Origin of the sequence: Kitasatospora mediocidica KCTC 9733 (assembly GCF_000744225.1) — a bacterium.
Classification (GTDB): domain Bacteria; phylum Actinomycetota; class Actinomycetes; order Streptomycetales; family Streptomycetaceae; genus Kitasatospora; species Kitasatospora mediocidica.
In genome coordinates this window covers 2649704-2675350 of the sequence record NZ_JQLN01000005.1, presented here as the reverse complement: position 1 = coordinate 2675350, position 25647 = coordinate 2649704, and the positions used below count along the sequence as shown (strand labels likewise).

At 73.7% G+C, this 25647-nt stretch carries 19 protein-coding genes and 1 pseudogene; 6 read left to right on the top strand and 14 right to left on the bottom strand.

Annotation, left to right across the window (positions count from 1 at the left end):
* Positions 1-18: 18 nt before the first annotated feature.
* From BS80_RS26045 to BS80_RS26000, 10 genes are all read right to left on the bottom strand, one after another.
* Positions 19-390: a hypothetical protein gene (locus BS80_RS26045; RefSeq protein ID WP_035801067.1), complete on the bottom strand. Its 372-nt coding sequence runs from the start codon at positions 388-390 to the stop codon at positions 19-21.
* 317 nt (positions 391-707) lie between these two features.
* Positions 708-1874 carry an imidazolonepropionase gene (gene hutI / locus BS80_RS26040; protein ID WP_035801066.1) on the bottom strand — a complete coding sequence of 389 codons (1167 nt, stop codon included), beginning with the start codon at positions 1872-1874 and terminating at the stop codon, positions 708-710.
* A gap of 57 nt (positions 1875-1931) precedes the next feature.
* Positions 1932-3287, bottom strand: a complete 1356-nt coding sequence (locus BS80_RS26035; protein WP_035801061.1) for a formimidoylglutamate deiminase — start codon at positions 3285-3287, stop codon at positions 1932-1934.
* Positions 3278-4462 carry an allantoate amidohydrolase gene (locus tag BS80_RS26030; RefSeq protein WP_035802853.1) on the bottom strand — a complete coding sequence of 395 codons (1185 nt, stop codon included), beginning with the start codon at positions 4460-4462 and terminating at the stop codon, positions 3278-3280. Before BS80_RS26030 ends, BS80_RS26035 begins: the two co-directional genes overlap by 10 nt.
* Before the next feature lie 26 nt (positions 4463-4488).
* Positions 4489-6159 (bottom strand): urocanate hydratase, encoded by a 1671-nt coding sequence (gene hutU / locus BS80_RS26025; protein ID WP_035801059.1) that lies wholly within the window; start codon positions 6157-6159, stop codon positions 4489-4491.
* A gap of 217 nt (positions 6160-6376) precedes the next feature.
* Positions 6377-8602 (bottom strand): MMPL family transporter, encoded by a 2226-nt coding sequence (locus BS80_RS26020; protein WP_083975225.1) that lies wholly within the window; start codon positions 8600-8602, stop codon positions 6377-6379.
* A gap of 123 nt (positions 8603-8725) precedes the next feature.
* Positions 8726-10507: an aminotransferase class I/II-fold pyridoxal phosphate-dependent enzyme gene (locus tag BS80_RS26015; RefSeq protein WP_083975223.1), complete on the bottom strand. Its 1782-nt coding sequence runs from the start codon at positions 10505-10507 to the stop codon at positions 8726-8728.
* Positions 10504-13536 carry a type I polyketide synthase gene (locus BS80_RS38065; RefSeq protein WP_408607424.1) on the bottom strand — a complete coding sequence of 1011 codons (3033 nt, stop codon included), beginning with the start codon at positions 13534-13536 and terminating at the stop codon, positions 10504-10506. The genes BS80_RS26015 and BS80_RS38065 overlap by 4 nt, the downstream gene beginning before the upstream one ends.
* A gap of 311 nt (positions 13537-13847) precedes the next feature.
* The gene (locus BS80_RS26005) at positions 13848-14198 is read right to left on the bottom strand and encodes a hypothetical protein (protein ID WP_035801057.1); all 351 of its coding nucleotides are present in this window, start codon (positions 14196-14198) and stop codon (positions 13848-13850) included.
* A gap of 66 nt (positions 14199-14264) precedes the next feature.
* The gene (locus BS80_RS26000; protein WP_035801056.1) at positions 14265-15131 is read right to left on the bottom strand and encodes a MurR/RpiR family transcriptional regulator; all 867 of its coding nucleotides are present in this window, start codon (positions 15129-15131) and stop codon (positions 14265-14267) included.
* A gap of 193 nt (positions 15132-15324) precedes the next feature.
* Here BS80_RS26000 and BS80_RS25995 point away from each other — a divergent pair, with 193 nt between their 5' ends.
* Positions 15325-15783, top strand: a complete 459-nt coding sequence (locus BS80_RS25995; protein ID WP_035801055.1) for a hypothetical protein — start codon at positions 15325-15327, stop codon at positions 15781-15783.
* A gap of 30 nt (positions 15784-15813) precedes the next feature.
* On the opposite strand, the gene hutH is transcribed toward BS80_RS25995, so the two are convergent.
* Positions 15814-17388 (bottom strand): histidine ammonia-lyase, encoded by a 1575-nt coding sequence (gene hutH / locus BS80_RS25990; RefSeq protein ID WP_157536615.1) that lies wholly within the window; start codon positions 17386-17388, stop codon positions 15814-15816.
* Positions 17389-17500: 112 nt separating this feature from the next.
* Here hutH and fdhD point away from each other — a divergent pair, with 112 nt between their 5' ends.
* Positions 17501-18328, top strand: coding sequence for a formate dehydrogenase accessory sulfurtransferase FdhD (gene fdhD, locus BS80_RS25985; RefSeq protein ID WP_035801053.1), 828 nt, complete (start codon positions 17501-17503; stop codon positions 18326-18328).
* A gap of 596 nt (positions 18329-18924) precedes the next feature.
* Here the strand turns inward: fdhD and BS80_RS43045 are convergent.
* The 3 genes and pseudogenes from BS80_RS43045 to BS80_RS25970 all read right to left on the bottom strand — a co-directional run.
* Positions 18925-20157: pseudogene (locus BS80_RS43045) on the bottom strand (diguanylate cyclase domain-containing protein); the annotation flags it as partial.
* Positions 20158-20392: 235 nt separating this feature from the next.
* Positions 20393-21589, bottom strand: coding sequence for an adenylate/guanylate cyclase domain-containing protein (locus BS80_RS25975; protein WP_035801051.1), 1197 nt, complete (start codon positions 21587-21589; stop codon positions 20393-20395).
* A 175-nt stretch (positions 21590-21764) separates the two neighbouring features.
* On the bottom strand, positions 21765-22658 hold the full coding sequence (locus tag BS80_RS25970) for a biotin--[acetyl-CoA-carboxylase] ligase (RefSeq protein ID WP_051967064.1): 894 nt from the start codon (positions 22656-22658) through the stop codon (positions 21765-21767).
* Positions 22659-22855: 197 nt separating this feature from the next.
* Between BS80_RS25970 and BS80_RS25965 the strand changes: the two genes are divergently transcribed.
* The 4 genes from BS80_RS25965 (at position 22856) to BS80_RS25955 (ending at position 25566) form a co-directional block, all read left to right on the top strand.
* A complete protein-coding gene (locus tag BS80_RS25965) occupies positions 22856-24454 on the top strand; it encodes an acyl-CoA carboxylase subunit beta (RefSeq protein ID WP_035801050.1) in 1599 nt (532 codons plus the stop codon).
* 27 nt (positions 24455-24481) lie between these two features.
* Positions 24482-24703, top strand: coding sequence for an acyl-CoA carboxylase subunit epsilon (locus tag BS80_RS25960; RefSeq protein ID WP_035801048.1), 222 nt, complete (start codon positions 24482-24484; stop codon positions 24701-24703).
* Between the two features lie 71 nt (positions 24704-24774).
* Positions 24775-24900, top strand: coding sequence for a morphogenic membrane protein MmpB (gene mmpB, locus BS80_RS43610; RefSeq protein ID WP_269676115.1), 126 nt, complete (start codon positions 24775-24777; stop codon positions 24898-24900).
* Between the two features lie 66 nt (positions 24901-24966).
* The gene (locus BS80_RS25955) at positions 24967-25566 is read left to right on the top strand and encodes a Maf family protein (protein ID WP_083975218.1); all 600 of its coding nucleotides are present in this window, start codon (positions 24967-24969) and stop codon (positions 25564-25566) included.
* The last annotated feature ends 81 nt before the right edge of the window (positions 25567-25647 follow it).

Below are 25647 nucleotides of genomic sequence, written 5' to 3'. Positions count from 1 at the left end.
GGGGCAGCGCCGTTTCGTTCAGTTGGTCTGCTGCGAGTAGCCGACCAGGGACGAGCGGATCGGGCAGGTGACCGACGAGGTCTGGCCCGGGTTCTTCCAGTCGCCGTACAGCGTCACCCGGATGTCGTGCTGGTTGCCCTGACCCCGGATGTTGTCGCACGTGATGACCGCACGGTGCTGGTTGACCATCTTCGCCCCCTTGACCATCGGGCCGAAGACCGGCGTGCAGTTCGACGTGGCGACGGCCCGTCCCCAGTCGAGCTTGCTGGAGACGCCGCAGTTGGACTGCGTCGCCGCGAAGGCCTGACCGGGCAGCGCCATCATCAGGGTGGCGGCCACCACCGGGAGGGCGGCGATGGTGGCACCGGTGCGCAGACGGCGGATGTTCATGTGCTTCCTTCCGGCCGGACGGTGTCCGGCAGGCTGGGTCGAGAGGTGGGTGACGCGGTGCGACGGCCGGATGACCAACCGTCGACGTCGCGAGCTCAGCCTCCCGAAACCCAGCTGCGCTGCCCACCCGGCACAGGGCGGGGCGGTTCCCCGCCGTACGACGGGGAACCGCGGGCCAGTCGGCCGACCCGGGCGGCCCGGGCGCCCCAACTCCCGCTCTGCACGGGCTCGGCACGGACCCCCGCCTGGGGGTCCGCACCCAGCCGCCTCCCCGGCCGGGGCCCGCGGTGTGGGAAGGGTCACAGCCGGGCCCGCCCTCAGAGCTCCCGGACCCCCGCGCGCCAGACGGCAGCGGTGAGCGGGACGCCGGGGCGGTAGGCGAGGTGGACGGCCGAGGGGGCGTCCAGCAGCAGGAGGTCGGCGCGGGCGCCGGGGGCGATCCGGCCGACGTCGGTGCGGCGCAGGGCGCGGGCGCCGCCGGCGGTGGCGGCGTGCACGGCCTCGTCCGGGGTCATGCCCATCTCGCGGACGGCCACCGCGATGCAGAAGGCCATCGAGCTGGTGAAGCTGGACCCCGGGTTGCAGTCGGTGGAGAGCGCGACGGTGGCGCCCGCGGCAAGCAGCCGGCGGGCGTCCGGGTAGGGGGCGCGGGTGGAGAACTCCGCTCCGGGCAGCAGGGTGGCCACCGTCTCGCTGCCGGCCAGCGCGGCGACGTCCGCGTCGGTCAGGTGCGTGCAGTGGTCGGCGGAGGCCGCGCCCAGTTCGACCGCGAGCTGCACGCCGGGGCCGTACGAGAGCTGGTTGGCGTGCACCCGGGGGATCAGGCCGCGCTCCTGGCCGGCCTTCAGGACGGCCCGGGCCTGGTCGCCGTCGAAGGCGCCGTTCTCGCAGAAGACGTCCACCCAACGGGCGTGCGGGGCACAGGCGTCCAGCATCTCGCCGGTCACCAGGTCGACATAGCCGGCCGGGTCGTCGGCGTACTCGGGGGCCACGATGTGGGCGCCCAGGTAGGTGGTCTCCGGGGTGTGCGCGGCGGCGATCCGCAGGGCGCGCGCCTCGTCCTCGACGGTCAGGCCGTAGCCGGACTTGCACTCGATGGTGGTGGTGCCCTGGCGCAGCGCCTCGCGGACGAACCGGGCCAGGTTGGCGTCCAGCTCGGCGTCGCTCGCGGCGCGGGTGGCGGCGACCGTGGTGCGGATCCCGCCGGCCGAGTAACTCTGGCCGGACATCCGGGCGTTGAACTCGGCCGTACGGTCGCCCGCGAAGACCAGGTGGGCGTGCGAGTCGACGAAGCCGGGCAGCAGGGCGCGCCCCTGGGCGTCGTACACCTGGTCGGCGGCGGGGGCGTCGGCGGCGCGGCCGGTCCAGGTGACCACCGAGCCGTCCAGCACCACGGCGGCCTGCTCGACCAGGCCGAGCAGGCCGGGGTGGGACGGGTCGTTGGTCACCAGACTGCCGATGTTGGTGATCAGGGTGCTGCTCATGAGGCCCTCTCGGATCCGGGCCGGGGGGCGGATCGGCCGACCCGCCCCCCGGAGGGGTTAGGCAAGCAGTGCGGCGATCGAGTCGCGCAGCGCCGCCGGGACGTCGGTGACCAGCTGGTGCACCCCGTCCGCGACGATCCGCCGGCCGCCGACGACCACGTGCCGGACGTCGGCCGCCGAGGCCGCGAAGACCGCGGTCTCCGCGCCGAGCCGGGGCACCGGGCCCGCGGTGCGCACGGAGTCCAGCGCCAGGACGGTGAAGTCGGCGAACGCGCCGGCCTCGATCCGTCCGGCCTCCGGCCAGCCGAGCGAGGCGTGGCCGTCCTCGGTGCCGGCGCGCAGCAGCGCGTTGGCGGTCCAGTGGCCGCGGGTGCGGGTGCGCAGGCGCTCGTTCAGCTCCAGCGCCCGGGCCTCCTCGAACGGGTCGATGACCGCGTGGCTGTCGCTGCCCAGGGTGACCTGGCAGCCGCTGTTCGCCAGGTGGCGGGCCGGCCCGATGCCGTCGGCGAGGTCGCGTTCGGTGGTCGGGCACATGCAGATCACCGTGGAGGAGTCGGCGAGCAGCTTGACGTCCTCCTCGGTGAGGTGGGTGGCGTGGACGGCCGAGGTGCGCGGCCCGAGCACGCCGTGGTCGGCGAGCAGCCGGGTCGGGGTGACCCCGTGGGCGTGCAGGCAGGCCTCGTTCTCCGCGGTCTGCTCGGAGAGGTGGACGTGCAGTGGTGCCTTGCGCATCCGGGCCCAGTGCGCGACCGTGCTGAGCTGGTCGGCCGGCACCGCGCGCACCGAGTGGACGGCCGCGCCGAGCCGGGCGTGCTCGCGCGGCTTGAGCGCGTCCGCCCGCTCGGCCCAGGCGTCGGCGTCGCCGTCCCCGAACCGCAGCTGCGGCTTGGTGAGTTCGGCGCCGAAGCCGGAGGAGAGGTAGCAGGTGTCCAGGAGCGTGATCCGGATGCCGGCCCGGGCGGCGGCCTCGATCAGCGCCTCGCCCATCGCGTTGGGGTCGCTGTAGCGGGCGCCGCCGGGCGCGTGGTGGAGGTAGTGGAACTCCCCCACCGCGGTGATGCCGGCGAGCGCCATCTCGGCGTAGACGGCGGTGGCCAGCGCCAGGTAGCTGTCCGGGTCGAGCGCGCCGGCGAACCGGTACATGGTGTCCCGCCAGGTCCAGAACGTGCCGGAGCCGACCTGGACGGTGCCGCGCAGCGCGCGGTGGAAGGCGTGCGAGTGCGCGTTGGCCTGACCGGGCAGCAGCAGACCGGTCAGCCGGACGGCCTGCGGCGGGCAGGGACCGCTGTCCGGGGTGACCTTGGCGATCTTGCCGCCGCCGGCCACCTCGATCAGCACGTCCCGCTCGACCACCGGGCCGTTCACATGCGGCAGCCAGGCGTGCTCGGCCCAGTACACCGTGGTCACTGACATGCCAGGTCCTCCAGAACGTCCGCCAGGGCCGCCACACCCGCGAGGCAGTCCGCCTCCTCGGCGTGCTCCGCCGGCGAGTGCGAGACACCGGTGGGGTTGCGCACGAAGAGCATGGCGGTCGGGATCACCGAGGCCAGGATCCCGGCGTCGTGTCCGGCGCCGGTCGGCAGGACGGGCACGCCGCCCAGCCGCTTCGCCAACCGGTCGCGCAGCGGGCCGTCGAAGTCGACGACCGGCGTGTACGACTCGCGGGTCAGCTCGACCCGGACGCCGTCGCGCTCACCGCGCTCGGCCGCCGCCACCCGGATCTCCTCGACCAGGGCGTCCAGCACCTCTTCCTCGGCTGCCCGGGAGTCCAGCCAGCCGCGGATCAGCGAGGCGATCGCGTTGGTGCCGTTCGGCTCGACGGCGACCTTGCCGAAGGTGGCCAGCGCGCCGGCCGACCGGGCCTTCTTGCGGGCCGCGAGCACGGTGGTGGCGTAGGTCAGCATCGGGTCGCGGCGGTCCTCGATCCGGGTGGTGCCCGCGTGGTTGGCCTCGCCGTGGAAGTCGAAGCGCCAACGGCCGTGCGGCCAGATCGCGCTGGCCACGCCGACCGGCTGATCCTCGGTCAGGTACCGGCCCTGCTCGACGTGCAGCTCGACGAAGGCACCGACCCGGGAGAGCCGGTCCGCATCCGCGCCGATCGCGCCCGGGTCGTAGCCGGAGCGCTCCATCGCATCGGGCAGCCGGACGCCGTCGGCGTCGCGCAGCTCGTACGCCTGCTCGCGGCTGAGCACGCCCGCGCTGAGCCGGGAGCCGATGCAGGCCACGCCGAACCGGGCGCCCTCCTCGTCACCGAAGTTGACGATCGCCAGCGGCTTGGTCAACTCGGCCTTGCGGGAGCGCAGTTCGTCCAGCGCCGCGAAGGAGGAGACCACCCCGAGCGGGCCGTCGTAGGCGCCGCCGTCCGGGACGGAGTCCAGATGCGAGCCGGTGACGATCGCGCCGTCCTGCTGCGGGTCGCCCAGCCAGGCCCACTGGTTGCCATTGCGGTCCAGCTCATAGGCCAGGCCGCGGGAGCGGGCCTGCTCCTCGAACCAGGCCCGGCACTCGGCGTCCGCGCTGTTCCAGGCGTGCCGGCGGTACCCGCCGGAGGAGGCGGAGCGGCCCACGGGGAGCAGCTCCGCCCACATCCGGCGGTACGACGTGTCGTCGACCGTCACAGCTCACCCATGGGGACCCGCACGCCGCGCTCGGCCGCGACCTCGGTGGCGATGTCGTAACCGGCGTCCACGTGCCGGATGACGCCCATGCCCGGGTCGTTGGTGAGCACCCGGCGGATCTTCTCGCCCGCGAGCGGCGTGCCGTCCGCGACGGTGACCTGGCCGGCGTGGATCGAGCGGCCGATGCCGACGCCGCCACCGTGGTGGATGGAGACCCAGGACGCGCCGGAGGCGACGTTGACCATGGCGTTCAGCAGCGGCCAGTCGGCGATGGCGTCCGAGCCGTCGAGCATCGCCTCGGTCTCGCGGTACGGCGAGGCGACCGAGCCGCAGTCCAGGTGGTCGCGGCCGATCACGAGCGGCGCGGAGAGCTCGCCGGAGGCGACCATGTCGTTGAAGCGCTCGCCGGCCTTGTCGCGCTCGCCGTAGCCGAGCCAGCAGATCCGCGCCGGCAGGCCCTGGAAGTGCACCTTCTCCTGGGCCATCTTGATCCAGCGGTGCAGCGACTCGTTCTCCGGGAACAGGTCGAGCACGGCCTTGTCGGTCTTGTAGATGTCCTGCGGGTCGCCGGAGAGCGCGGCCCAGCGGAACGGGCCCTTGCCCTCGCAGAACAGCGGGCGGATGTACGCCGGCACGAAGCCGGGGAAGTCGAACGCCCGGGTGTAGCCCGCGAGCTGGGCCTCGCCGCGGATCGAGTTGCCGTAGTCGAAGACCTCGGCGCCCTTGTCCTGGAAGCCGACCATGGCCTCGACGTGCTTGGCCATCGACTCGCGCGAGCGCACGGTGAACTCGGCGGGCTTGGCCGCCGCGTAGTCCGCCATGTCGTCGAAGGCGACGCCGATCGGCAGGTAGGCCAGCGGGTCGTGGGCGCTGGTCTGGTCGGTGACGATGTCGATCGGCGCGTCCATCGCGAGCAGCTGCGGGAACAGCTCCGCGGCGTTGCCGAGCAGGCCGATGGAGAGCGGCTGGCGCTTGTCGCGGGCGTCGGTGGCCAGCTCCAGCGCGTGCGCCAGGCTGGTCGCCTCGACGTCGAGGTAGCGGTGCTCGATCCGGCGGGCGATCCGGGACGGGTCGCAGTCGATGCAGATCGCCACGCCGCCGTTCATGGTGACGGCCAGCGGCTGGGCGCCGCCCATGCCGCCGAGCCCGGCGGTGAGGGTGATGGTGCCCTCGAGGGTGTTGTTGAACTTCTTGGCCGCGACGGCGCCGAAGGTCTCGTAGGTGCCCTGCAGGATGCCCTGGGTGCCGATGTAGATCCAGGACCCGGCGGTCATCTGGCCGTACATGGTGAGCCCGAGGTTCTCCAGGCGGCGGAACTCCTCCCAGTTGGCCCAGTCGCCGACCAGGTTGGAGTTGGCGATGAGCACGCGCGGCGCCCACTCGTGGGTCTGCATCACGCCGACCGGGCGGCCGGACTGAACCAGCATGGTCTCGTCCTGCTTGAGGGTCTGCAGCGTGCGCACCATCGCGTCGTACGAGCGCCAGTCGCGTGCGGCCTTGCCGGTGCCTCCGTAGACGACCAGCTTGGAGGGGTGCTCGGCAACCTCGGGGTCCAGGTTGTTCATGAGCATCCGGAGGGCGGCCTCCTGCTGCCAGCCCTGGGTGCTGAGGTTCGTCCCGCGGGCGGCCCGAACCTCGCGCGGTCCGCTCGTCTGCTGCTGCACCATGCCGTCGCTCTCCCTACTGCTGCCTGCCGACCGGACTGGTCCGGATGGATCCATTCATCGACTGTATGTCTGAATATATCCAATCACCAGGTACCGGGCCAGACCCCGGAGCGGATCGCCCCTCCTCCACGGTGCGCCGGGCCGGTCCCCGACCGCAAGGCGACCTGCCGCCGGGGACCGCTCTGAATGGATCCATTCGCCGGCCGGGCCGCCCGGCTCAGTGCCCCGAGGCCATCTCGAAGCGCCTGGTCAGCCGCTTGAGCGGGGCCGGTGCCCACCAGGCCCGCTCCCCCGCCAGGCGGAAGAAGACCGGCACCAGGACCCCGCGGATCAGCACCGCGTCCAGCAGGATCGCGATCCCCGTCCCCAGCCCGAAGAACTTCACCAGCGAGACCCCGGAGAGCCCGATCGCGAAGAACGACACCGCCAGCAGCCCGGCCGCGGCGCTGATGATCGGCCCGCTCTCGCCGAGCCCGGCCCGCACCGACAGCGGCACGGCGTCCCCCGCGACGTGCCGCTCCTTGATCCGGGAGAGCAGGAAGACCTCGTAGTCCATCGAGAGCGCATAGGCGACGCAGACCAGCAGCACCGGCATGGTGATCGCCAGCGGCGAGGGGGTGAAGCCGAGCAGCCCGGACAGGTGGCCGTCGGTGAAGACCCAGACCATCGCCCCCGTCACGGCGGCCAGGCCGAGCCCGTTGAAGAGCACCGCCTTCACCGGCAGCAGCAGACTGCCGGTGGCGAGCAGCAGCAGGACCAGCGTGGCGAGCACCGCCAGGCCCACCGCCCAGGGCAGCCGGCTCGACAACGAGCTGGTGGTGTCGGCCAGTTGGGCGGCCAGACCGGCGACGTGCACCGTTCGGCCGGCGGGCACCGGCACCGCCCGCACCCGTCCGGCCAGCGTGCTGCCCTGCGCGGAGTAGGGCACCACCCGGGTCTCCAGCTCGAAGCGGACCGACGAGCCGTCGGTCATCCCCCCGGGCGGGCCGGCGGGGGTCGCCGAGCCGGCCGCGAACACGCCTGCCGGGCTTGCTACTTCGTCGACGCCGGGCACCGCGGAGAGCGCCCGCGCGTACTGCGCCAGGTCGGCACCGGAGGGGTCGTCGGTCCAGGCGGGGGCGACCACGGTGAGGGCGTCGCCGTTGCCTCCGGGGAAGGAGCCGGTCAGCAGGTCGGCCACCTGGCGGCTCTCGGTGCCCTTCGGCAGCGCCCGCGCGTCCGGGATGCCGAACTGGGCGTGCCCCAGCGGCAGGGCCAGCACCAGCAGTGCGCCCACCACCAGCAGGCCGGACGCCGCCGGACGGCGCATCGCGCCGCCCGCGATCCGTCCCCACAGGCGCAGTTCGGGCACCGGCCGGTCCGCGCGGATCCGCCCGACCGGCCACTTGTCGATCCGGTCGCCCAGCAGCAGGAGCGCCGCGGGCAGCGGCCCGAGCGCGCCCAGCACCGCGATCACCACGGTGGCCACCCCAGCGAAGGCGAACGACCGCAGGAAGTAGAGCCGGAAGACCAGCAGACTGAGCAGCACCGAGGCGACGATGACGGCACTGAACAGCACGGTCCGCCCGGCCGTCCCCAGGGTGCGCCGAAGGGCCGCCAAGTCGCCGTCCCCGCACGTTCGTTCCTGTCGGTAGCGGGCAACGATCAGCAGACTGTAGTCGACCGCCAGACCGAGGCCGAGCGCGGTGACGAGATTGGTGGAGAAGATCGACACCGAGGTGAACTCCGCCAGCCCCCAGAGCGCCGCCAGCGCCCCGACGATCGCCAACACCCCGATCGCCAGCGGCAGCAGGGCCGCCACCACGCCGCGGAAGACCAGCACCAGGAGCAGCAGGGTCAGCGGGATCGCCACCGACTCCGCCAGCGCCAGGTCCTGCGCGATCCGGTCGGTCAGGTCGTTGTCGATCTGACCGATGCCGCCGAACTGCACGCTGTCGGCCCCGTGCCGGCCGGCCAGCAGCGTGTGCAGGGTGCGGACCCGGCGGCCCACCGCGTCCTGGTCGCCGGCCACCGCGACGGCGGTCAGGCCCGCCGAACCGTCGGCCGAGCGCAGCGCCGGGTCGCCGCCGTCGTAGTACGAGGCCACCACCCGCACCCCGGACTGCCGGGACAGCTGGTCCAGCACGGACCGGCCCAGCGCCGTGCTCGACGGGCTGTCCGCGCTCCCGCCCGCGTCCCGGACCAGCACGAACAGGTCGGGCTGCGCGGCGGGGAACCTCTGCTGCAACAGCTTGGCCGCGGCCACCGAGTCGGCGGCCGGGTCGTCGAATCCGCCGGACTTCAGCACGCCGAGCGTGCCGCCCGACAGCACCCCGGTGAGCACCAGGAAGAGCAGCGCGACGAGCAGGACGGCCCGCGGGCGGCGCAGCGGCAGCGGGGGCCGGGTGGGGAGCGACCCGGTGGGCCCGGTCGGCCGCGGGTCGGAGAGTTCGGAGGTGTGCACGGCGGGTCCTGCTCCTCGATCGGCTCGGTCGTCACCGGGACATGGGGTACGTCAGCGCATGGGCACGCCGCGCGGCCGGGGTGCCCCGGGCACCGGGCCCGGGGCACCCCGCGGTCCGCCGGTTCAGCAGTTCAGCCGGCGCCACTGCTCGGCGAGCGCGGCGACGCTGTAGTCGATCTGCTCGGTGGTGTGCTCGCTGGTGACGAAGAACCGCAGCCGGGTCAACTCCTCGGCCACCGCCGGGTGCAGGATCGGATTGGCGCTCACCCCGCGGTCGAAGAGGGCCGCCGAGAGCTGGACCGCCTTGGCCGAGTCCTTGACGATGGCCGGGATCACCGGTGAGCCGTAGCTGTCCCCGGTGTCGATCCCGGCCTCGCGGGCCAGCCGCAGGAACCGGTCGGAGTTCTCCGCCAGCCGCTTGAGGCGCTCGGGCTCGTCGCGCATCACCCGGATCGCCGCGAGCGAGGCCGCCGTGTTGGCCGGCGTCAGGCCGACGCTGTAGACGAAGCCGGGCACCGAGCACTTCAGGTAGGTGATCACCCGTTCCGTGCCGGCCACGTAACCACCGCACCCGGCGAACGACTTGGAGAGCGTGCCGGCCCACAGGTCGACCTGCGAGCGGTCCACCGCGAAGTGCTCGCCGACTCCGCCGCCACCGGCGCCCACGACGCCCAGGCTGTGCGCCTCGTCGACCATCACCAGCACGCCGTGCCGCTGCTTCACCTCGATCAGGGCCGGCAGGTCGACCAGGTCGCCGTCCATGCTGTAGACGCCCTCGACCACGACCAGCACCCGCCGGTACTCGTGGCGGACCTTGGTCAGCAGGGCGTCCAGGGCCGCCATGTCGTTGTGCGGGAACGGACGGCGGCGCGCGCCGGAGAGCTTGCAGCCCTGCAGGATGCTGTCGTGCGCCAGCGAGTCGTGCAGGATCAGGTCCTGCGGGCCCATCAGGTGACCGATCACGCTGACGTTGGTGGCGTGCCCGCTGACCAGCGCGAGCGCCGCCTCGCAGCCGTTCAGGGCGGCGAGTTCGGACTCCAGCTCGCGGTGCACCGGGCGGTCGCCGGAGAGGAAGCGGCTGGCCGACACCGAGCTGCCGTAGCGGTCCACCGCGTCCTTGACGGCCGCCGTGACCACCGGGTGGCCGGAGAGGCCGAGGTAGTTGTAGCCGGAGAAGGAGATCAGCTCCTGGTCGCCGACCTTGGTGGTGTCCCGCATCGTGCCCTCGTGCAGCAGGAAGTACGGGTTGCGGCCGATGCCGGCGATCCGCTGTTCGAGCTGGACCAGCTCGGGGAAGTCCTCGATCCGCTGCTCGGCCGCGGCGGGGCGCGGCAGTGCGGCGGGCGCGGGAGCGGGCTGCGCGGGCGCGAGCTCGACGGGCGCGAGCTCGACGGGCGCGGCGGGCGCGGCGGTCGGCAGGCCGAGCAGCCCGGACGTCACCTCGACGACCTGCGCGATGGTGGGCTGCTTGGGGAGGAACCCCTCGACCATCTGCCCGGCCGCCACCGGGAAGGCCCGCCGCAGCCGCTCCAGCAGCTCGGTGACCATCAGGGAGTCGAAGCCGAGGTCCTGCCCGACCAGCACCTCGTCGCTCAGCTGCGTCACCGGGAAGGCGCTCACCGCCGAGATCTCGGCATACACCAGGTCGCGCACCCGGCTCTGCTCCGCGGCGGCGACCGCCGGACGGGACGGCGCGGGCGCCAGGGCCGCGGCCGGCAGGTCGACGCCGACCGACCACTGCTCGATCAGTGGCCGGCTGACGACACTCGCCCCCACCTGGGCCGGGACGCGGACGGCGGCGGCAGCGGGTGCGGCAGCGGGTGCCGACGAGGCGGCGGCGGGAGCGGCGTAGGCCTGGAGCAGACTCAGCTGTTCACGGAGCAGTGACACGACGTCGTTCATCATGGAGTCCTGTCTCTCGGGGAGCTCGACTGGGCGTACGGGCACCGCGGCGGCCGCGGGGGCGGACCGGGGCAGCGGGGTGGGCAGGGTGACGGGGCCGGAGGCGGGCGCCGGTGCGGGGCGGGCGCCGGCGCCGGCTCGGCGGGCCGTCCGGCGGACGGCTGCGCGGGCCGGTACGCGGCCGCCGGTCCGCCGCGCTCGACGGCGGCGAGGCCGGGCGCGCTCGGCGGGGCGGGCACCCGGGAGGCGACCCGGGGGTGCCAGTGCGACTCGGCGGCGAGCGGCGAGGGCGGCAGGGTCGCCAGCGTCGCGCCGGCCGGCACCAGCGCGGGGAGGTCGATGTCCACGCCCAGCACGGTGAGTTGGCCGAGCGCGGCGAGGAAGGTACGGGCCTCGTCCGGCTCCTCGTCGGTGAACGCGACGCAGTGCACCCGCTCGGGCTCCGGGACACAGCGCCGGACGGCTCCGAGCAGCCCGGCGCCGCCGCAGACCTGGACGAAGACCCGGGCGCCGGCCGCGAAGGCCGCACCCACCGAGTCCGCGAACCGCACCGGGGAGCCGGCGTGCCGCCCCCACAGCTCGCGCAGCGCCGCCGGGTCGTCCTCCACGGCGCCGCTCACCGAGGAGACGAACACGCTCTCGGGCGCGGTGATCCGACGGTCCGCCAAGTCTCCGGTCAGCTCCGCCAGCACCGGGTCGAGCAGCGGCGAGTGGAACCCGTTGGAGACCTGGAGCACGGTGACCGTCAGCCCCGCCCGCTCGCAGCGCGCGGTCAGCTCCGCGAGCGCCTGCGCGGTTCCGCTGAACACCAGTTGGCGGGGGTGGTTCCAGCAGGCCACCCAGACCTCGTCCAGGCCCTCGACCAGCGGTTCGGCCTCCGCCGCGGTGGCCCGCACCGCGACCATCCCGCCGCTGCGCACCGACTCGGCGCCGCGCATGGTGGCGCCGCGGCTCAGCAGCAGCCCCGCGCACTCGGCGTCGTCCAGCGCTCCGGCCAGCACCGCCGCCGGGAACTCCCCGACGCTGTGGCCGAAGCTGACGGCCGGCGTGACGCCGAGCCCGGCGGCGAACCGGGCGAGTGCCACCCCGAACGCGCCGAGCACCGGCTGGCACACGTCGGTGCCGGTGAGCCGGCGGCGCCCCTCGGGCGAGTCGCTGTCCGGCCCGTACACCGCGTCCAGCAGCGCGAAGCCACCGGGCTCGGCCGTGGCCAGCGCGTTCCAGTAGTCGACACCGGCCCGCACGGCGAGGAAGCGCCCGTACAGGTCCCGCGCCATGCCGGGCCGCTGGCTGCCCTGGCCGGGGAAGACCAGGGCGATCGCGCGATCCGCCTCGGGCAGCGTCGCGGCCGCCGCGTACAGGCCCTCGCCCAGCGCCCCGACCCGGCCCAACGCGAGCGCGGAGCGGGCCTGTTGGACGCGGCTGCGCAACTCGGCCGGCGATCCCGCGACCACCGAGAGGCGGGCCGGCAGCAGCTTGCGGCCGGCCAGCGTCCGGGCGATCGCGGACAGCGGCAGGTCGGGGGTGTCCTGCAGCGTCTCCAGGAACCGGACCAGGTGGGACTCCAGCCGGTCCAGCGTGGCCGCGGAGAAGACGAACAGCTGCGGCTGGTCGTCGGCGGCGGCCTCCGGCGGGTCGGCGGGCTCCGACCGCGGGGCCTCCTCCAGCACCACGTGCACATTGGTGCCGCCGAAACCGAAGTTGCTCACCCCGGCCCGGCGCGGATCCGTCCCGGTGTGCTCCCACGGCACGGCGGCCAGCGGGATCCGCAGCTTCGCCGCGGCCAGGTCGTCGGGGCGCGGCGACTGGGTCGGCGGCATCGGCACGACGGTCCGGTGGTGCAGCATCAGCGCGGTCTTGATCAGCGAGGCGGCGCCGGAGGCGCCGAGCGAATGGCCGATCAGCGACTTCACCGAGGAGAGGTAGGCCTCGGTCGGCTCGGCCGGCTCGGACCTGCGCAGCTCGGTGATGGCGTCCAGCTCGGCTGCGTCGCCGACGACCGTGGCGGTGCCGTGCGCCTCGAAGAACCCGACCGAGCCGGGCGGGCAGCCTGCGTCCGCGTAGGCCCGCCGCAGTGCGGTCAGCTGCCCCCCGCTGCGCGGGGTCATCGGCCCTTCCGCGGTGCCGTCGTTGGAGCTGCCGATGCCCTGGATCACCGCGTAGACCCGGTCTCCGTCGGCCAGCGCGTCGGCCAGCGGGCGCAGCACGACCACACCCGCGCCGTCGCCCAGCACGAAGCCGTCCGCGTCCTTGTCGAACGGCCGGCAGACCCCGCCCGCGGAGATCGCGCCGACCTTGGAGAAGGACAGCAGCGTCCTGGGTTCCAGCGCGAGATACGCCCCGCCCACCAGGGCCACCCGGCACTCGCCGCTGGCCAGGTGGCCGAGCGCCTGGTGCAGCGCGACCAGCGTCGCGGAGCAGGCGGCGTCCACGGCGAAGCTCGGGCCGTGCAGGTCGAAGTACTGGCTGACGTTGGCCGCCGCCATGTTGAGCAGCGCGCCCGGCAGGGTGGCCGAGGGCATGGTGAGCACGTCGGGGACGAGTTCGAGGTACTCGTTGATGTTCAGGCCGAAGAAGACCCCGGTGGATTCGCGGTCGAACGGCCGACGCTCCCAGCCGGCGTCCTGGAGGGCCTCGCGGGAGGCGTCCAGCAGCAGGCGGTGCTGCGGGTCCATGGACTGCACCCGGCGCGGACTCATCCGGTAGTGCCGGGCGTCGAACTGGTCGACGCCGTCGATCGTCGCGAGCCGGTCGGTGTACGTTCCGGCACGGGCGCGACGGTCCTGCGGGGTGTGCACGAGCGAGTGGTCCCAGCGTTCCGGCGGGACGGCCCGGAACTGGCGCTCCCCACGGCGGAGTATTCGCCAGTACTCGGAAAGGTTCGCGGCGCCCGGAAAACGGCAGCCCATACCGACAATTGCTATGTCACGCAAGATAGCTCCCACGGCATACGCATGAAACGAACGGATTCGAGGGCCGGGCCGCGCTGCGGCGGCACCGGCGGTCGGTGGTCGTGATGCTCTGCGGGGCATGGCCGAGCAGCCCACTAGGGGCATGCCGGGGTAATCGGCCACGTTCTGGCCAGCGGAGATGAGGAAGAGAAGGCCAAGGGGTCAGGCCCGCACAAGTCCTGACTGCTTCTTGCCGCCGACACTAGCGACGCACCTCGAGGGCGGCAAGAACCTCGACAGAGAGTTGCCCCGGCGACACCCACGGTTCATTCTACGCGCGAAATCCAGGCACTTCGGCATCCGACTGTTCACCTTTCAACCTTGCTGACGAATCGTCAACTTGGTTGCAGGGAAGGCCTGGAGAGGCGAAAGAGAGGGAAGGCGGGTAGGCGTCAGGCGGCCGCGCCGCCGTCCCAGTCGATGCCGATCTCGGCGAGCCAGCGGCGGTCCTGCTCGGCGGCGGCGGAGTCGTCCGGCGGGCTGACGGGCAGCACGGGCATGGAGGGCGGGCGGGGGATCTCCTGGACCGGGCCCAGCCCGTACCGCTCGGCCGGCGAGTCCGCGTTCGGGCCGGGATCGACGATGCCGACGTGCACCGCCGACTCGTCGCCGGCCTCCAGCACCGTCAGGCCCGGCTTCGGCGGACCGGCCAGGGCCACCCGGCGGCCGCAGGTCGGGCAGGCCCATTCCTCCGCTCCGGAGGAGAGCCGGCCGACCGGTCTCATCTCGTGGATCACGCGCATGCGGACACCCCCGTTCGCCCTACAGAGGGGATGCCCGCAGGCCGGTAGGCCTATGCCTGCGCCGGCCTATTCCAGGAAGAGTCCACGGGTCGCCGCCGAGTGCTCGATGGACTCCAACCGGGCTTCCGCGCCCGGGAGTTCATCACACATGCTCTGCAGCAGCACGCGTCCCAGCACCATCGGGGCGCAGGCCGTGTCGAACACCAGCCCGGTGCCGACCTCGGCCGGCAGCAGGAGGTCGGAGAGCTTGGCGACCGGCGCGAACGCGCTGTCCGCGACGGTCAGCACGGTCAGGCCGCAGTCCCGGGCCACCGCCAGCGCGTCCATCAGCTCGCGAGGGTAGCGCGGCAGCGCGAAGCAGAGCAGCGCGGAGGCGCCGGCCGCGGCCGCCTGCTCGATCCGGTCGACGAGCATGCTGCCGCCCTCGTCCAGCAACCGGATGTCCGGGTGGACCTTGGCGGCGAAGTACGCGAACCCGCGGGCCTGCGCGGAGGCGGCCCGCAGGCCGAGCACCGGCAGCGGCCGGGAGGCGGCCAGCAGCCGGGCGGCACGGACGATCGGCTCGGGGTCGGCCAGCAGTCCGGCCAGCCGCTGCAGGTGCGCGATCTCAGCCAGCACGGCCTGCTGGTGCTCGTTGCGCACCACGTCGGCCGCGCTCTCCGAGACAGCCGGCTCCCCGGCCCCGAGGTCACGCAGGCGCTTGCGCAGCGCCGGGTAGCCGTCGTAGCCGAGGGCCACCGCGAAACGGGTGACCGAGGGCTGGCTGACCCCGGCCAGCTCCGCCACCTCGACACTGGAGAGGAACGGCGCCTCACCGGCGTGCCGGACCAGTGCATGCGCGATCCGGCGCTGGGTGGGGGTCAGCCGGTGGCCGTCGAAGAGCTCCAGCAACCGGGCGGACGGACCAGGGGACGGCTCGACGCTGGCGGTCATCTTGGCTCCCTTCGGATGGGCGGACCGGGACGGGTCCGCCTGACTGTGCAGCAGTCGGCGGCTGCGGGCAATGACGTCTCGTACGCCGGGACGACCGCACACTCCCCGGGCCCGTCAGGGTCACCCTGATTTCCCCCTGAGAGCGCGCTGCGCGGGTGGACCCGGGAGTCGTGCAGGCGCCAGTCTGTGCAGCATGGAACCTCGCCGCGACGCCCGCCCGACCGATCTCAAGAACGACCTCGACGCCGCCCTGCAGACCCGCAAGGAGCTCGGCGCCGAGTACGAGTCGGAGCTGGTCGACTCGTTCCTCTCCCGGATCGACGCCCGGCTCGACGCGCGGGTCGAGCAGCAGGTGGCCGAGCGGATCGGCCAGTACGCGCCGGGCCCGTACGACTCCGGGCGCCCGGAGCGGCCGGCCCGCGCCGAGCGCCGGCACGGCTGGGGCGGCAACAAGCTGCCGGTGCTGTCGCTGATCTTCGCGATCCCGCTGACCGCGATCGCCAGCAGCTCCAACAACGGCGGCAGCGGCCTCGGCGGGCTGTTCATCTGCTGGGCCGGCATCGTCGGCGTCAACTTCGCCGCCGCCCACGCCGAGCGCAAGGAGCGGCGCGAGGAGCGCCGCACCCAGGCCGTGCGGAGCGAGTGGACCTGACGCCCGCCCGCTCCGCACGGCACTGACCGGCTAGGCCAGCGGGCCGGTGACGGCCTCGACGGCACTCAGCAGGGCGCCACTGGCGACCAGCGCCTCGGCCGCGGCCAGGTCGGGCGCCAGGAAGCGGTCCCGGCCGGCCCCGCCGACGCCGGCCTCGCGGGCCACCGCGAGCGCGGCGGCCGTGGCCGGGGCGAGCGCGACCGCGCCGTCGGCGGTACGGATCTCCAGCGCACGGGCCGAGGCGGTCAGCTCGACGGCCAGGATGCGGCCCAGGTTGTCGATCGACTGGCGCAGCTTGCGCGCGGCCGACCAGCCCATCGAGACGTGGTCCTCCTGCATCGCCGAGGACGGGATCGAGTCCACCGAGGCGGGGACGGCGAGCCGCTTGTTCTCGCTGACCAGGGCGGCCTGGGTGTACTGGGCGATCATCAGACCGGAGTCCACGCCCGGGTCGTCCGCCAGGAAGGCGGGCAGGCCGTGCGAACGGCTCTTGTCGAGCAGCCGGTCGGTGCGCCGCTCGGAGATCGAGCCGAGGTCGGCGGCGGCGATGGCCAGGAAGTCCAGCACGTAGGCGACCGGGGCGCCGTGGAAGTTGCCGTTCGACTCCACCCGGCCGTCGGGCAGCACCACCGGGTTGTCGACCGAGGCGGCGAGCTCGCGGTCGGCGACCAGGCGGGCGTGCGTGAGGGTGTCACGACCGGCACCGGCCACCTGCGGGGCGCAGCGGATCGAGTAGGCGTCCTGGACCCGCGGGGCGTCGTCCTGGTGGTGCCCGGTCAGGCCGGAGCCCTTGAGGACGGCCAGCATGTTGGCGGCGCTGAGCGCCTGGCCCGGGTGCGGGCGGATCGGGCCGTGCAGCTCGGGGGCGAGCACCTTGTCGGTGCCCAGCAGTGCCTCCAGCGACATGGCGGCGGTGATGTCGGCGGTGGTGAAGAGCCGGGCCAGGTCGGCGCAGGCCATCACCAGCATGCCGAGCATGCCGTCGGTGCCGTTGATGAGGGCCAGGCCCTCCTTCTCCAGCAGCTCGACCGGGGCGATGCCGGCCTCGGCCAGCAGCTCGCCGGCCGGACGCTCCACGCCGTCGGGGCCGTACGCGACGCCCTCGCCCATCAGCACCAGCGCGCAGTGCGAGAGCGGCGCGAGGTCGCCCGAGCAGCCGAGCGAGCCGAACTCGCGGACCACGGGGGTGATGTCGGCGTTGAGCAGGGCTGCCATCGTCTCGGCGACCAGCGGGCGGACGCCGGTACGGCCGGAGGCCAGCGTCTTCATCCGCAGGAAGATCAGCGCGCGGGTGACCTCGCGCTCGACGGCCGGGCCCATGCCGGCCGCGTGCGAGCGGACCAGCGAGCGCTGGAGCTGGGCGCGCAGCTCGGGGCTGATGTGGCGCACGGCGAGCGCGCCGAAGCCGGTCGAGACGCCGTACACCGGCCGGGGCTCGGCGGCGAGGGCGTCGATCCGGGCGCGCGAGGTGGCCATTTCGGCCAGCGAGTCGGGGCCGATCTCGACCCGGGCGTTGCCCCGCGCCACGGCGAGGACGTCCTCCGCGGTGACGTCGGCCTTGCCGACCAGGACGAGCGGCGCGTCGGGGGCGGCAGCACTGTGCATATCCATATGCACTATCAGATCAGCTGAATGGAGATATGACAACCGGGTGCGGAGGGAATCCACCCGTGCCTCATGCTGGAGGAGGAACACGGCGAGCGGGAGGCGGGACGCGATGGCACGAGCGACGGCACGGCGGCGCGTGGTGCGGCTGACGGGCGCGGAGCGGGCGACCCGCCCGGACGCGCTGGCGGCCGAGGAGCCGTTGGAGATCCGGGTCGGCGGCGAGCCGCTGACCGTCACCATGCGCACCCCCGGCCACGACTTCGACCTGGTGGCCGGCTTCCTGGTCGGCGAGGGCCTGGTCCACACGGCGGACGGGCTGGCCGCCCTGCGCTACTGCGCCGGGACGGACGAGGACGGCGCCAACACCTACAACGTGGTGGACGCCGCCCTGCGCGGCGCACCCGCACTGCCGCTCTCCGCCCACCGCAACCTGCTCACCACCAGCGCCTGCGGCCTGTGCGGACGGGACACCGTGGACGCCGTCCGCACCCATGTACGGTGGCCGATCACCGACGACCCGCTGCGGGTCGCGCCGGAGCTGCTCTACACCCTCCCCGACCGGCTGCGCGCCGCCCAGCGGACCTTCGACAGCACCGGCGGTCTGCACGCCGCCGGCCTGTTCACCGCCGACGGCGAGCTGCTCTGCGCCCGTGAGGACGTCGGGCGGCACAACGCGGTGGACAAGGTGGTCGGCTGGGCGCTGCGCGAAGGCCTGCTGCCGCTGACCGGCCACCTGCTGCTGGTCAGCGGCCGGGCCTCGTTCGAACTCACCCAGAAGGCCGCGCTGGCCGGGCTCCCGCTGCTGGCGGCGGTCTCCGCGCCGTCCTCGCTCGCGGTGGATCTCGCCGAGGAACTCGGCCTCACTCTGCTCGGCTTCCTGCGCGGCGAGTCGGCGAACGTCTACACCCGGGCGGACCGCGTCCACGCGAAGGCCTAACCCGGGGGCGGCGAGGACGGGCCGGAGAGCGCGACGGCGACCAGGGCGCGCAGGGCCGGGGCGATCTGACCGAGCGGCAGGGTGGCGTCGTCCGCGAAGAGTTCGAGCAACCAGCCGCCCGCCGGGTTGGCCCCGCCGGCCGCGACCATGCCCTTGTAACCACCGACCACCAGGACGGCCTCCTCCGCCGGGTCGTTGCCCGCCGAGCCGGTCCGCAGCGCGAAGGCGCCGCCGCGCACCGCCGTCGCGGTGAAGGGGTAGTGCTCCAGGTCGAAGACCGCGTCCGGCGCCTCGATCCGGGCGCGCTGGTTCTCCGCGCGGCGGGCCGCCCCCGGCGAGACCGCTCCCTCACCACGGGTGCCCGGGCCCTTGGTCATCCGGTACACCGCGTGCTGGGCCGTGTGCATCAGCTGCGAGCCGGGCGGGACGTAACTGATCCACCAGGCGACCGCGTCCAGCAGCCGCGCGGAGGTCTCGGCGACCGACGCCAGCCGGCCCAGCGTGTCGGCGGGGTGACTGGCCCGGCCGCCGCTCTGCTGGTCCAGCACGCCGAGGACGGCGGTGAGCAGCTGCCCGGGGTCGGCGCTGTGCGCGGCGCCGCGGAACCGGCGGCGGTCGCCGTGCGTGCCGCGGGCCCCCGAGCCGCCGCGGCCACGGCCGTCGGCCCGGTGGTGCGGGTCCGCGGCGTCGGCCAGCAGCACGGTGGGGTCGGGGGCCAGGCCCGGGCCGTGGCTGCGGCCGGCCACCACCGGGTGGGCGGCGCGGGCGGCCTTGGCCCGGTACTGGGCCGCGTCGGCCAGCCGGAAGAGCCGGTCGGGGGTGCTGACCGGGCCGATCGAGTCGCCGGTGGAGGCGATTCCGCAGGCCACCCCCTCGCCGTCGGCGAGTTGCAGCGCCCGGGCGCACAGCTCCTCGGCCACCGCGACCACCTCGTCGGACTTCTGACCCTCCGCCAGCAGGCAGAACTCGTCGCCGCCGAGCCGGGCGGCGAGGCTGCCGGGCAGCTTGGCGCCGGCCATCGAGAGCTGGTTGGCGAACCGTTCCAGCAGCCGGTCGCCCATCTCGTGGCCGTGTTGGTCGTTGATCCGCTTGAGACCGTTGACGTCGCAGACCACCAGCGAGACCACCGTGTTGTCCCGGTTGTGGGCGGCCAGCGCGCTCTCCAGCCGGGCGTCCACGGCCCGGCGGTTGGCCAGGCCGGTGAGCGGGTCGGTGAAGGCCAGCCGGCGCAGGTCGGCCAGCCGCTCGCTCTGCGCAAGGCCCGCCGAGATCTGGGCGGCCAACAGGGTGGCGTACTGGGCGTCGGCGTCGGTGAAGACCGGCAGGCCCTCGCCGCGGGCCAGGTAGAGCTCACCCCAGGCCTGGCCGTGCAGCACGATCGGGGCGACCAGGCAGCAGGACCGGCCGCGACGGCGCAGCCCGGCGGCGCGCTGGCGGCAGAACGCGCCGTTGTCGGCGTGCAGGTGCGCGGCGAGGCCGGCGTGCTCGCCCGGCAGCAGGTCTTCGGCGGTCTGCACCCAGGCGCGGGGCAGCCGGCTGGTGGACCAGTGTTCGTCGAGGAAGGTGACGATCTCGGGGAAGTCGGCGACCGGGTAGGACTCGTCCTCCGGGATCTCCTCCTCACCGGCGGCCAGTTCGCCGTGGTTGACCAGCACGCGCAGCCGCCCCGACTCGCGGTCCCAGACCGAGACGGCGGTCATCGAGGCACCCAGCGCCGTGGTCGCCCGTGCGGCCGCCGCCCGGACGGCCTCCAGCGCGCTCTGCGCACCGGCCATGTCCTGGGCCATCTCCACGACGGCCTGGAGGCGCTGGTCGAGGCCCGTGGCCATCGCGTCCCCCGAGCCCGCCGAGCCCGTCCCGGGATGTCCGAGTTCCGCCATCAGCTGCGCACCACCCACGCTCGCCCCAACCGTCGATTCGGCCTCGTGTCCCGTCTGAGGTCAAGATTAGGGGTGATTGCCGAGGATATGCCCGGTTTGTCGGAAAAGTACTGCCAACCGGCTCAGACTGATCGTAAACCGGTCGAGCGACCGGTTTACCGCATCGGGCCCACCCGCACCGGGCTCAGCCGTTCGGTGTACGGCTGCGCCGGCTGAGCAGCCAGGGCTCCACCAGCCCGAGCCCGCGCACCGGGCGGCGCCACATCGGCTGGAGCTGGAAGCGCGGCCCGCCGCCGGCGGCCTGCGGCTGCGCACCCATGCTGCCCAGCGGGGCACCGGAGGCGGCGGCCAACGCCTCCGCGAGCTGGGCCTGGGCCGAGCCCGAACCGTCCACGGCCCCCTGCGTCCCGGCCCCCGCCTGCTCCAGCGCGATGGCGAACTCGCCGTCGATCAGCACCGCGTCGCGCTGGGCGATCGAGGTGAGCCGGCTGGCCAGGTTGACCGTGGTGCCGAAGACGTCGCCCATCCGCGAGGTCACCGCGCCGAAGGCCATCCCGACCCGCAGCGCGGGCATGGTGTCGTCCTTGGTCAGCGTGTCGACCAGGCTGAGCGCGATCTCGGCGGCGGTCACCGGGTCCTCGGAGACGTAGAGAATCTCGTCGCCCAGGGTCTTGATCAGCCGGCCGCCCTGCCCGGCGATCAGGTCGGAGCAGGTGGACTCGAAGGTCTCCACCAGCTCACCGAGCTCCTCCTCCTCCAGCCGGCGGGAGAGCCGGGTGAAGCCGACCAGGTCGGCGAAGCCCACCGCGAGCCGGCCGCTGATGATCTCGGTGTCCTCGGCCGCCTGCACGACCCGCCCGGTGACGGCGGCCAGCTGGCGCCGCCAGACGTAGACGAGGAACTGCTCCAGCTCCGGCAACAGCAGCTCGACCAGCGGGTAGGCGACGTCGGCCCGGGTCAGGCCGGGCTCGACGGCCTGGGTGAGGTTGTCCAGGAAGGTGTCCATCTGCCAGCCCGCGAGCCGCGCGGTGGTCTGGCCGGTCGAGCGGGCCACCTGGATCGCCATCGGCTCGCTCAGCAGCCCGGACTCCACCAGGCCGGCCAACCGGCGCAGCGCGATCACGTCGCTGTCGTTCAGCGCCCGGGACTGTCCGATGTCGGGGAACCCCATGGCGCGCCAGAAGCGGGTGGCGAGCTCCATCGGGACCTCGGCGGCGCGGGCCGCCTGGTACGGGGTGTAGCGGCGCGGCGCGTCCAGGATCAGCCGCTCCAGGTCGAGGGCGACGGTGCCGTCCGCGTCCTCGGGCTCGGCGCCGTGGTGCTGAGCTTCGGCGCTGCCGTGCGGGCTTTCCTCCGGCGCCCCACCGTCGTCGTCTGCCACCGGTCCGTCCCCGTGCGGTCGTCGCACTTGCCTTGAGGTCCTGCCCTGTGCGGGACAGCGCACCGTCGCATCGACAGTGGCGCGCCTCACACCGTTGCCAGGTGGAATGGTCGCACGGAATCGCCGGATCCGGGGCATCAGGTGCCGATCGGGGCGGCTGACGCCGGGACACGCGCTACCCCGCGGGCTCCGGCCTGACGTGCACGACGTCGCCCGCGCCGACCGGCTGCCGGGTCCCGTCGGCCTTGCGCACCACCAGGCGGCCGTCCCCGTCGACCGCGACCGCCTCGCCGCGCAGCTCACGATCGCCCGGCAGCTGCACCAGGACCTGACGGCCCAGCGTGGTGCAGCGCGCCGCGTAGGCCGGCAGCAGCCCGCTGGCGTGCGGGTCGCCGGCGGCGGCCTGCCACTCGCCGTACAACTCGGCGAACTGGCGCAGCACCGCGCGCAGCAGCGTGGTCCGCTCGGTGACCTCGGCGCCGGCCAGGGCCAGCGAGGCGGCGGTCGGGACGGGCAACTCGTCGGCGCGCAGCGACACGTTCAGGCCCAGACCCGCCACCACGGCCTCGCCGGTCAGCTCGGTGAGGATGCCGCCGAGCTTGCGCTCGGCGCCGTCCACCGTGACCTGGAGGTCGTTGGGCCACTTCAGGCCGACCTCGATGCCGCCGACCCGGCTGACCGCGCCCGCGGCCGCCACCCCGACCAGGATCGGCAGCCAGCCGAGCCGCTCACGCGGCACGGTCGGGCGCAGCAGCATGGAGAGGAAGAGGCCCGACCGGGCGGGGGCGCTCCACTGCCGGTCAAGCCGGCCACGCCCGGCGCTCTGCCGCTCGGCGACCAGCACCGCTCCCTCCGGTGCCCCGGCGGCGGCCCGGGCGGTGAGGTCGCTGTTGGTCGAGCCGGTCTCGGTGACCACGTCCAGCGCCGTCCACAGGCTGCCGGGCAGCACGAGGTCGCGGCGCAGCGCGTCGGCGTCCAGCGGCGGGCGTTCGAGGTCGGTCCAGGGGGACGGGCCGTCGTGGCCGAAACCACGCAGTCCACTGCGTCGGGGGCGATCCGGCTCGGTCATGATTCCTACCCTAGGGCGAACCGCGGGTGGCCGTAGGCCGACCCATGGTCCCGCAGAAGTCCGGTGAACACACTGTGTCGCTGGCCATAACGACAGACCCGCCCGGCTGGCTACGCTACTGCGCAGTAGTTCGCGGTACCGTCCTGCCCGGACTCCCCTCGTCCACCGCGACTCTTTCGAGTGAGGAACTCCACGGGATGACCGAGGCCGTATCTCTCCCCCAGCCCGCAGCCGCGCCCCACACCACCGCCGGCAAGCTGGCCGACCTGCGCCGCAGGCTCGACGAGGCGGTGCACTCCGGCTCCGCCGCCGCCGTCGAGAAGCAGCACGCCAAGGGCAAACTGACGGCCCGTGAGCGGGTGCTGGAGCTGATGGACGAGGACTCCTTCGTGGAGTTCGACGAGTTCGCCCGCCACCGCTCGGTGAACTTCGGCCAGGAGAAGAACCGGCCGTACGGCGACGGCGTGGTGACCGGTTACGGCACCGTCGACGGCCGTCAGGTCGCCGTCTTCGCCCAGGACTTCACCGTCTTCGGCGGCTCGCTGGGCGAGGTCTTCGGCGAGAAGATCGTCAAGGTGATGGACTTCGCCCTGAAGACCGGCTGCCCGGTCATCGGCATCAACGACTCCGGCGGCGCCCGGATCCAGGAGGGCGTGGTCTCGCTCGGCCTGTACGGCGAGATCTTCCGCCGCAACGTGCACGCCTCCGGGGTCATCCCGCAGATCTCGCTGATCATGGGCCCCTGCGCCGGCGGCGCGGTGTACTCCCCCGCGATCACCGACTTCGTGGTGATGGCCGACCAGACCTCGCACATGTTCATCACCGGCCCCGACGTGATCAAGACCGTCACCGGCGAGGACGTCGGCATGGAGGAGCTGGGCGGCGCCCGGGCGCACAACACCAAGTCCGGCAACGCGCACTACCTGGCCGCGGACGAGAAGGAGGCCATCGAGTACGTCAAGAGCCTGCTCTCGTACCTGCCCTCCAACAACCTCTCGGACCCGCCGGCCTACCCCGAGGAGGCCGACCTCGCGGTGAGCGACGAGGACCTCGAACTCGACACGCTGATCCCGGACTCGGCCAACCAGCCGTACGACATGCACACCGTCATCGAGCACATCGTGGACGACGGCGAGTTCCTGGAGACCCAGCCGCTCTACGCGGCCAACATCATCACCGGCTTCGGCCGGATCGAGGGCCGTCCGGTCGGCATCGTCGGCAACCAGCCGCTGGACCTGGCGGGCTGCCTGAACATCGCGGCCAGCGAGAAGGCCGCGCGGTTCGTGCGGACCTGCGACAGCTTCAACATCCCGGTGATCACCTTCGTCGACGTCCCCGGCTTCCTGCCCGGCACCGACCAGGAGTGGGACGGCATCATCCGGCGCGGCGCCAAGCTGATCTACGCCTACGCCGAGGCGACCGTGCCGCTGATCACCGTGATCACCCGGAAGGCCTTCGGCGGCGCGTACGACGTGATGGGCTCCAAGCACCTGGGCGCGGACCTCAACCTGGCCTGGCCGACCGCGCAGATCGCCGTGATGGGCGCGCAGGGCGCGGTGAACATCGTCTACCGTCGGGAACTGGCGGCTGCGGACGATTTCGACGCCAAGCGGGCCGAGAAGCTCGCCGAGTACGAGGACACCCTGCTCAACCCGTACCTGGCCGCCGAGCGCGGGTACGTGGACGCGGTGATCGCGCCCTCCGAGACGCGTCGGCACATCGTGCGCGGACTGCGCGCCCTGCGCGGCAAGCGCGAGGTGCTGCCGCCCAAGAAGCACGGCAACATCCCCCTGTAGGCCCACTCTGCTCGGAAAGGACCCCAGATGCCCCCCATCCAGGTGCTGCACGGGCAGCCGACCCCCGAGGAGCTGGCCACCGTCCTGGCGGTGGTCTCAGCCCGGGCCGCCGCCGCACAGGCCGCCGCCGAGGCGGCCCGGCTCGCGGCGAGCGGCCCGGCCTCCCCGTGGAACGACCACGCCCGCCGGATGACCCCCACCCCGCACCCCGGCCCCACCGTCTGGCGCACCTCCGGCTGGGCGACCTGAGGCGAACGGAACCGGAGCGCCTGAGTACGCGTACTCAGGCGCTCCACCGTGTCACCGGCCAGGATGGAGACATGCTCTGGTCGGACCCACGCGAGGACGAGTCGCCGCAGGCGCGACACGCGCGGCAGATGCTGCGGCGCGCCGGGTGGCTGCTCGCGGTGGCGGCGGTGCTGGGCGCGCTGCTGTTGGTGCGGTGAGCGGGGTCCGGGGCAGGCTCCAGTGCCGCGTCAGGCCACCTTTGCCGCGGCACTAGGCTGAGCGCCATGACCGATCGCCGTACGCTCGTGCTCGCCTCCGCCTCCCCCGCCCGGCTCGGACTGCTCCGGCAGGCGGGGCTCGACCCGCAGGTGATCGTCAGCGGGGTGGACGAGGACGCCCTGACCGCCGCCACCCCCGGTGAGCTGGCGCTGGTGCTCGCGCAGGCCAAGGCCGAAGCGGTGGCGGAGCAGCTGACGGACGGCGAGCTGGTGATCGGCTGCGACTCCGTCCTGGAGCTGGACGGCCAGGCGCTCGGCAAGCCCGCCGACGCGGCCGAGGCGCTGGCGCGCTGGCAGGCGATGCGCGGGCGGGCCGGGGTGCTGCGCACCGGGCACTGCGTGATCGACACCGCGAACGGACGGCGCTCCTCGGCGACCGCCTCGACGACCGTCACCTTCGGTACGCCGGACGACGACGAGGTCGCCGCCTACGTCGCCTCGGGCGAACCGCTGCACGTGGCCGGGGCGTTCACCCTGGACGGGCGCTCGGCGCCGTTCGTGGAGCGGATCGAGGGCGACCACGGCAACGTCATCGGGCTCTCGCTGCCGCTGCTGCGCAGGCTGCTGGGCGACCTGGACGTCCGGATCACCGACCTCTGGGCCTGAGACCGACCGGCAAGCACCCCTAGGCACCCCGAAAGGGTGGGGGCCGGTGCCCTCGTCCCGCTAGGCTGACGCCCGCTGCCG

What these genes read in the sequence shown, in the direction of transcription:
- BS80_RS26005 (WP_035801057.1), bottom strand. Translation starts at nt 14,198, where the DNA reads ATGCGCGTGATCCACGAGATGAGACCGGTCGGCCGGCTCTCCTCCGGA.
- BS80_RS25955 (WP_083975218.1), top strand. Translation starts at nt 24,967, where the DNA reads ATGACCGATCGCCGTACGCTCGTGCTCGCCTCCGCCTCCCCCGCCCGG.
- BS80_RS26030 (WP_035802853.1), bottom strand. Translation starts at nt 4,462, where the DNA reads ATGTGGGCGGAGCTGCTCCCCGTGGGCCGCTCCGCCTCCTCCGGCGGG.
- BS80_RS26045 (WP_035801067.1), bottom strand. Translation starts at nt 390, where the DNA reads ATGAACATCCGCCGTCTGCGCACCGGTGCCACCATCGCCGCCCTCCCG.
- BS80_RS25970 (WP_051967064.1), bottom strand. Translation starts at nt 22,658, where the DNA reads ATGACCGAGCCGGATCGCCCCCGACGCAGTGGACTGCGTGGTTTCGGC.
- hutI (WP_035801066.1), bottom strand. Translation starts at nt 1,874, where the DNA reads ATGAGCAGCACCCTGATCACCAACATCGGCAGTCTGGTGACCAACGAC.
- hutH (WP_157536615.1), bottom strand. Translation starts at nt 17,388, where the DNA reads ATGCACAGTGCTGCCGCCCCCGACGCGCCGCTCGTCCTGGTCGGCAAG.
- BS80_RS38065 (WP_408607424.1), bottom strand. Translation starts at nt 13,536, where the DNA reads ATGCCCCGCAGAGCATCACGACCACCGACCGCCGGTGCCGCCGCAGCG.
- BS80_RS25965 (WP_035801050.1), top strand. Translation starts at nt 22,856, where the DNA reads ATGACCGAGGCCGTATCTCTCCCCCAGCCCGCAGCCGCGCCCCACACC.
- BS80_RS26000 (WP_035801056.1), bottom strand. Translation starts at nt 15,131, where the DNA reads ATGACCGCCAGCGTCGAGCCGTCCCCTGGTCCGTCCGCCCGGTTGCTG.
- BS80_RS25995 (WP_035801055.1), top strand. Translation starts at nt 15,325, where the DNA reads ATGGAACCTCGCCGCGACGCCCGCCCGACCGATCTCAAGAACGACCTC.
- BS80_RS26035 (WP_035801061.1), bottom strand. Translation starts at nt 3,287, where the DNA reads ATGTCAGTGACCACGGTGTACTGGGCCGAGCACGCCTGGCTGCCGCAT.
- mmpB (WP_269676115.1), top strand. Translation starts at nt 24,775, where the DNA reads ATGCTCTGGTCGGACCCACGCGAGGACGAGTCGCCGCAGGCGCGACAC.
- BS80_RS25960 (WP_035801048.1), top strand. Translation starts at nt 24,482, where the DNA reads ATGCCCCCCATCCAGGTGCTGCACGGGCAGCCGACCCCCGAGGAGCTG.
- BS80_RS26015 (WP_083975223.1), bottom strand. Translation starts at nt 10,507, where the DNA reads ATGATGAACGACGTCGTGTCACTGCTCCGTGAACAGCTGAGTCTGCTC.
- fdhD (WP_035801053.1), top strand. Translation starts at nt 17,501, where the DNA reads ATGGCACGAGCGACGGCACGGCGGCGCGTGGTGCGGCTGACGGGCGCG.
- hutU (WP_035801059.1), bottom strand. Translation starts at nt 6,159, where the DNA reads ATGGTGCAGCAGCAGACGAGCGGACCGCGCGAGGTTCGGGCCGCCCGC.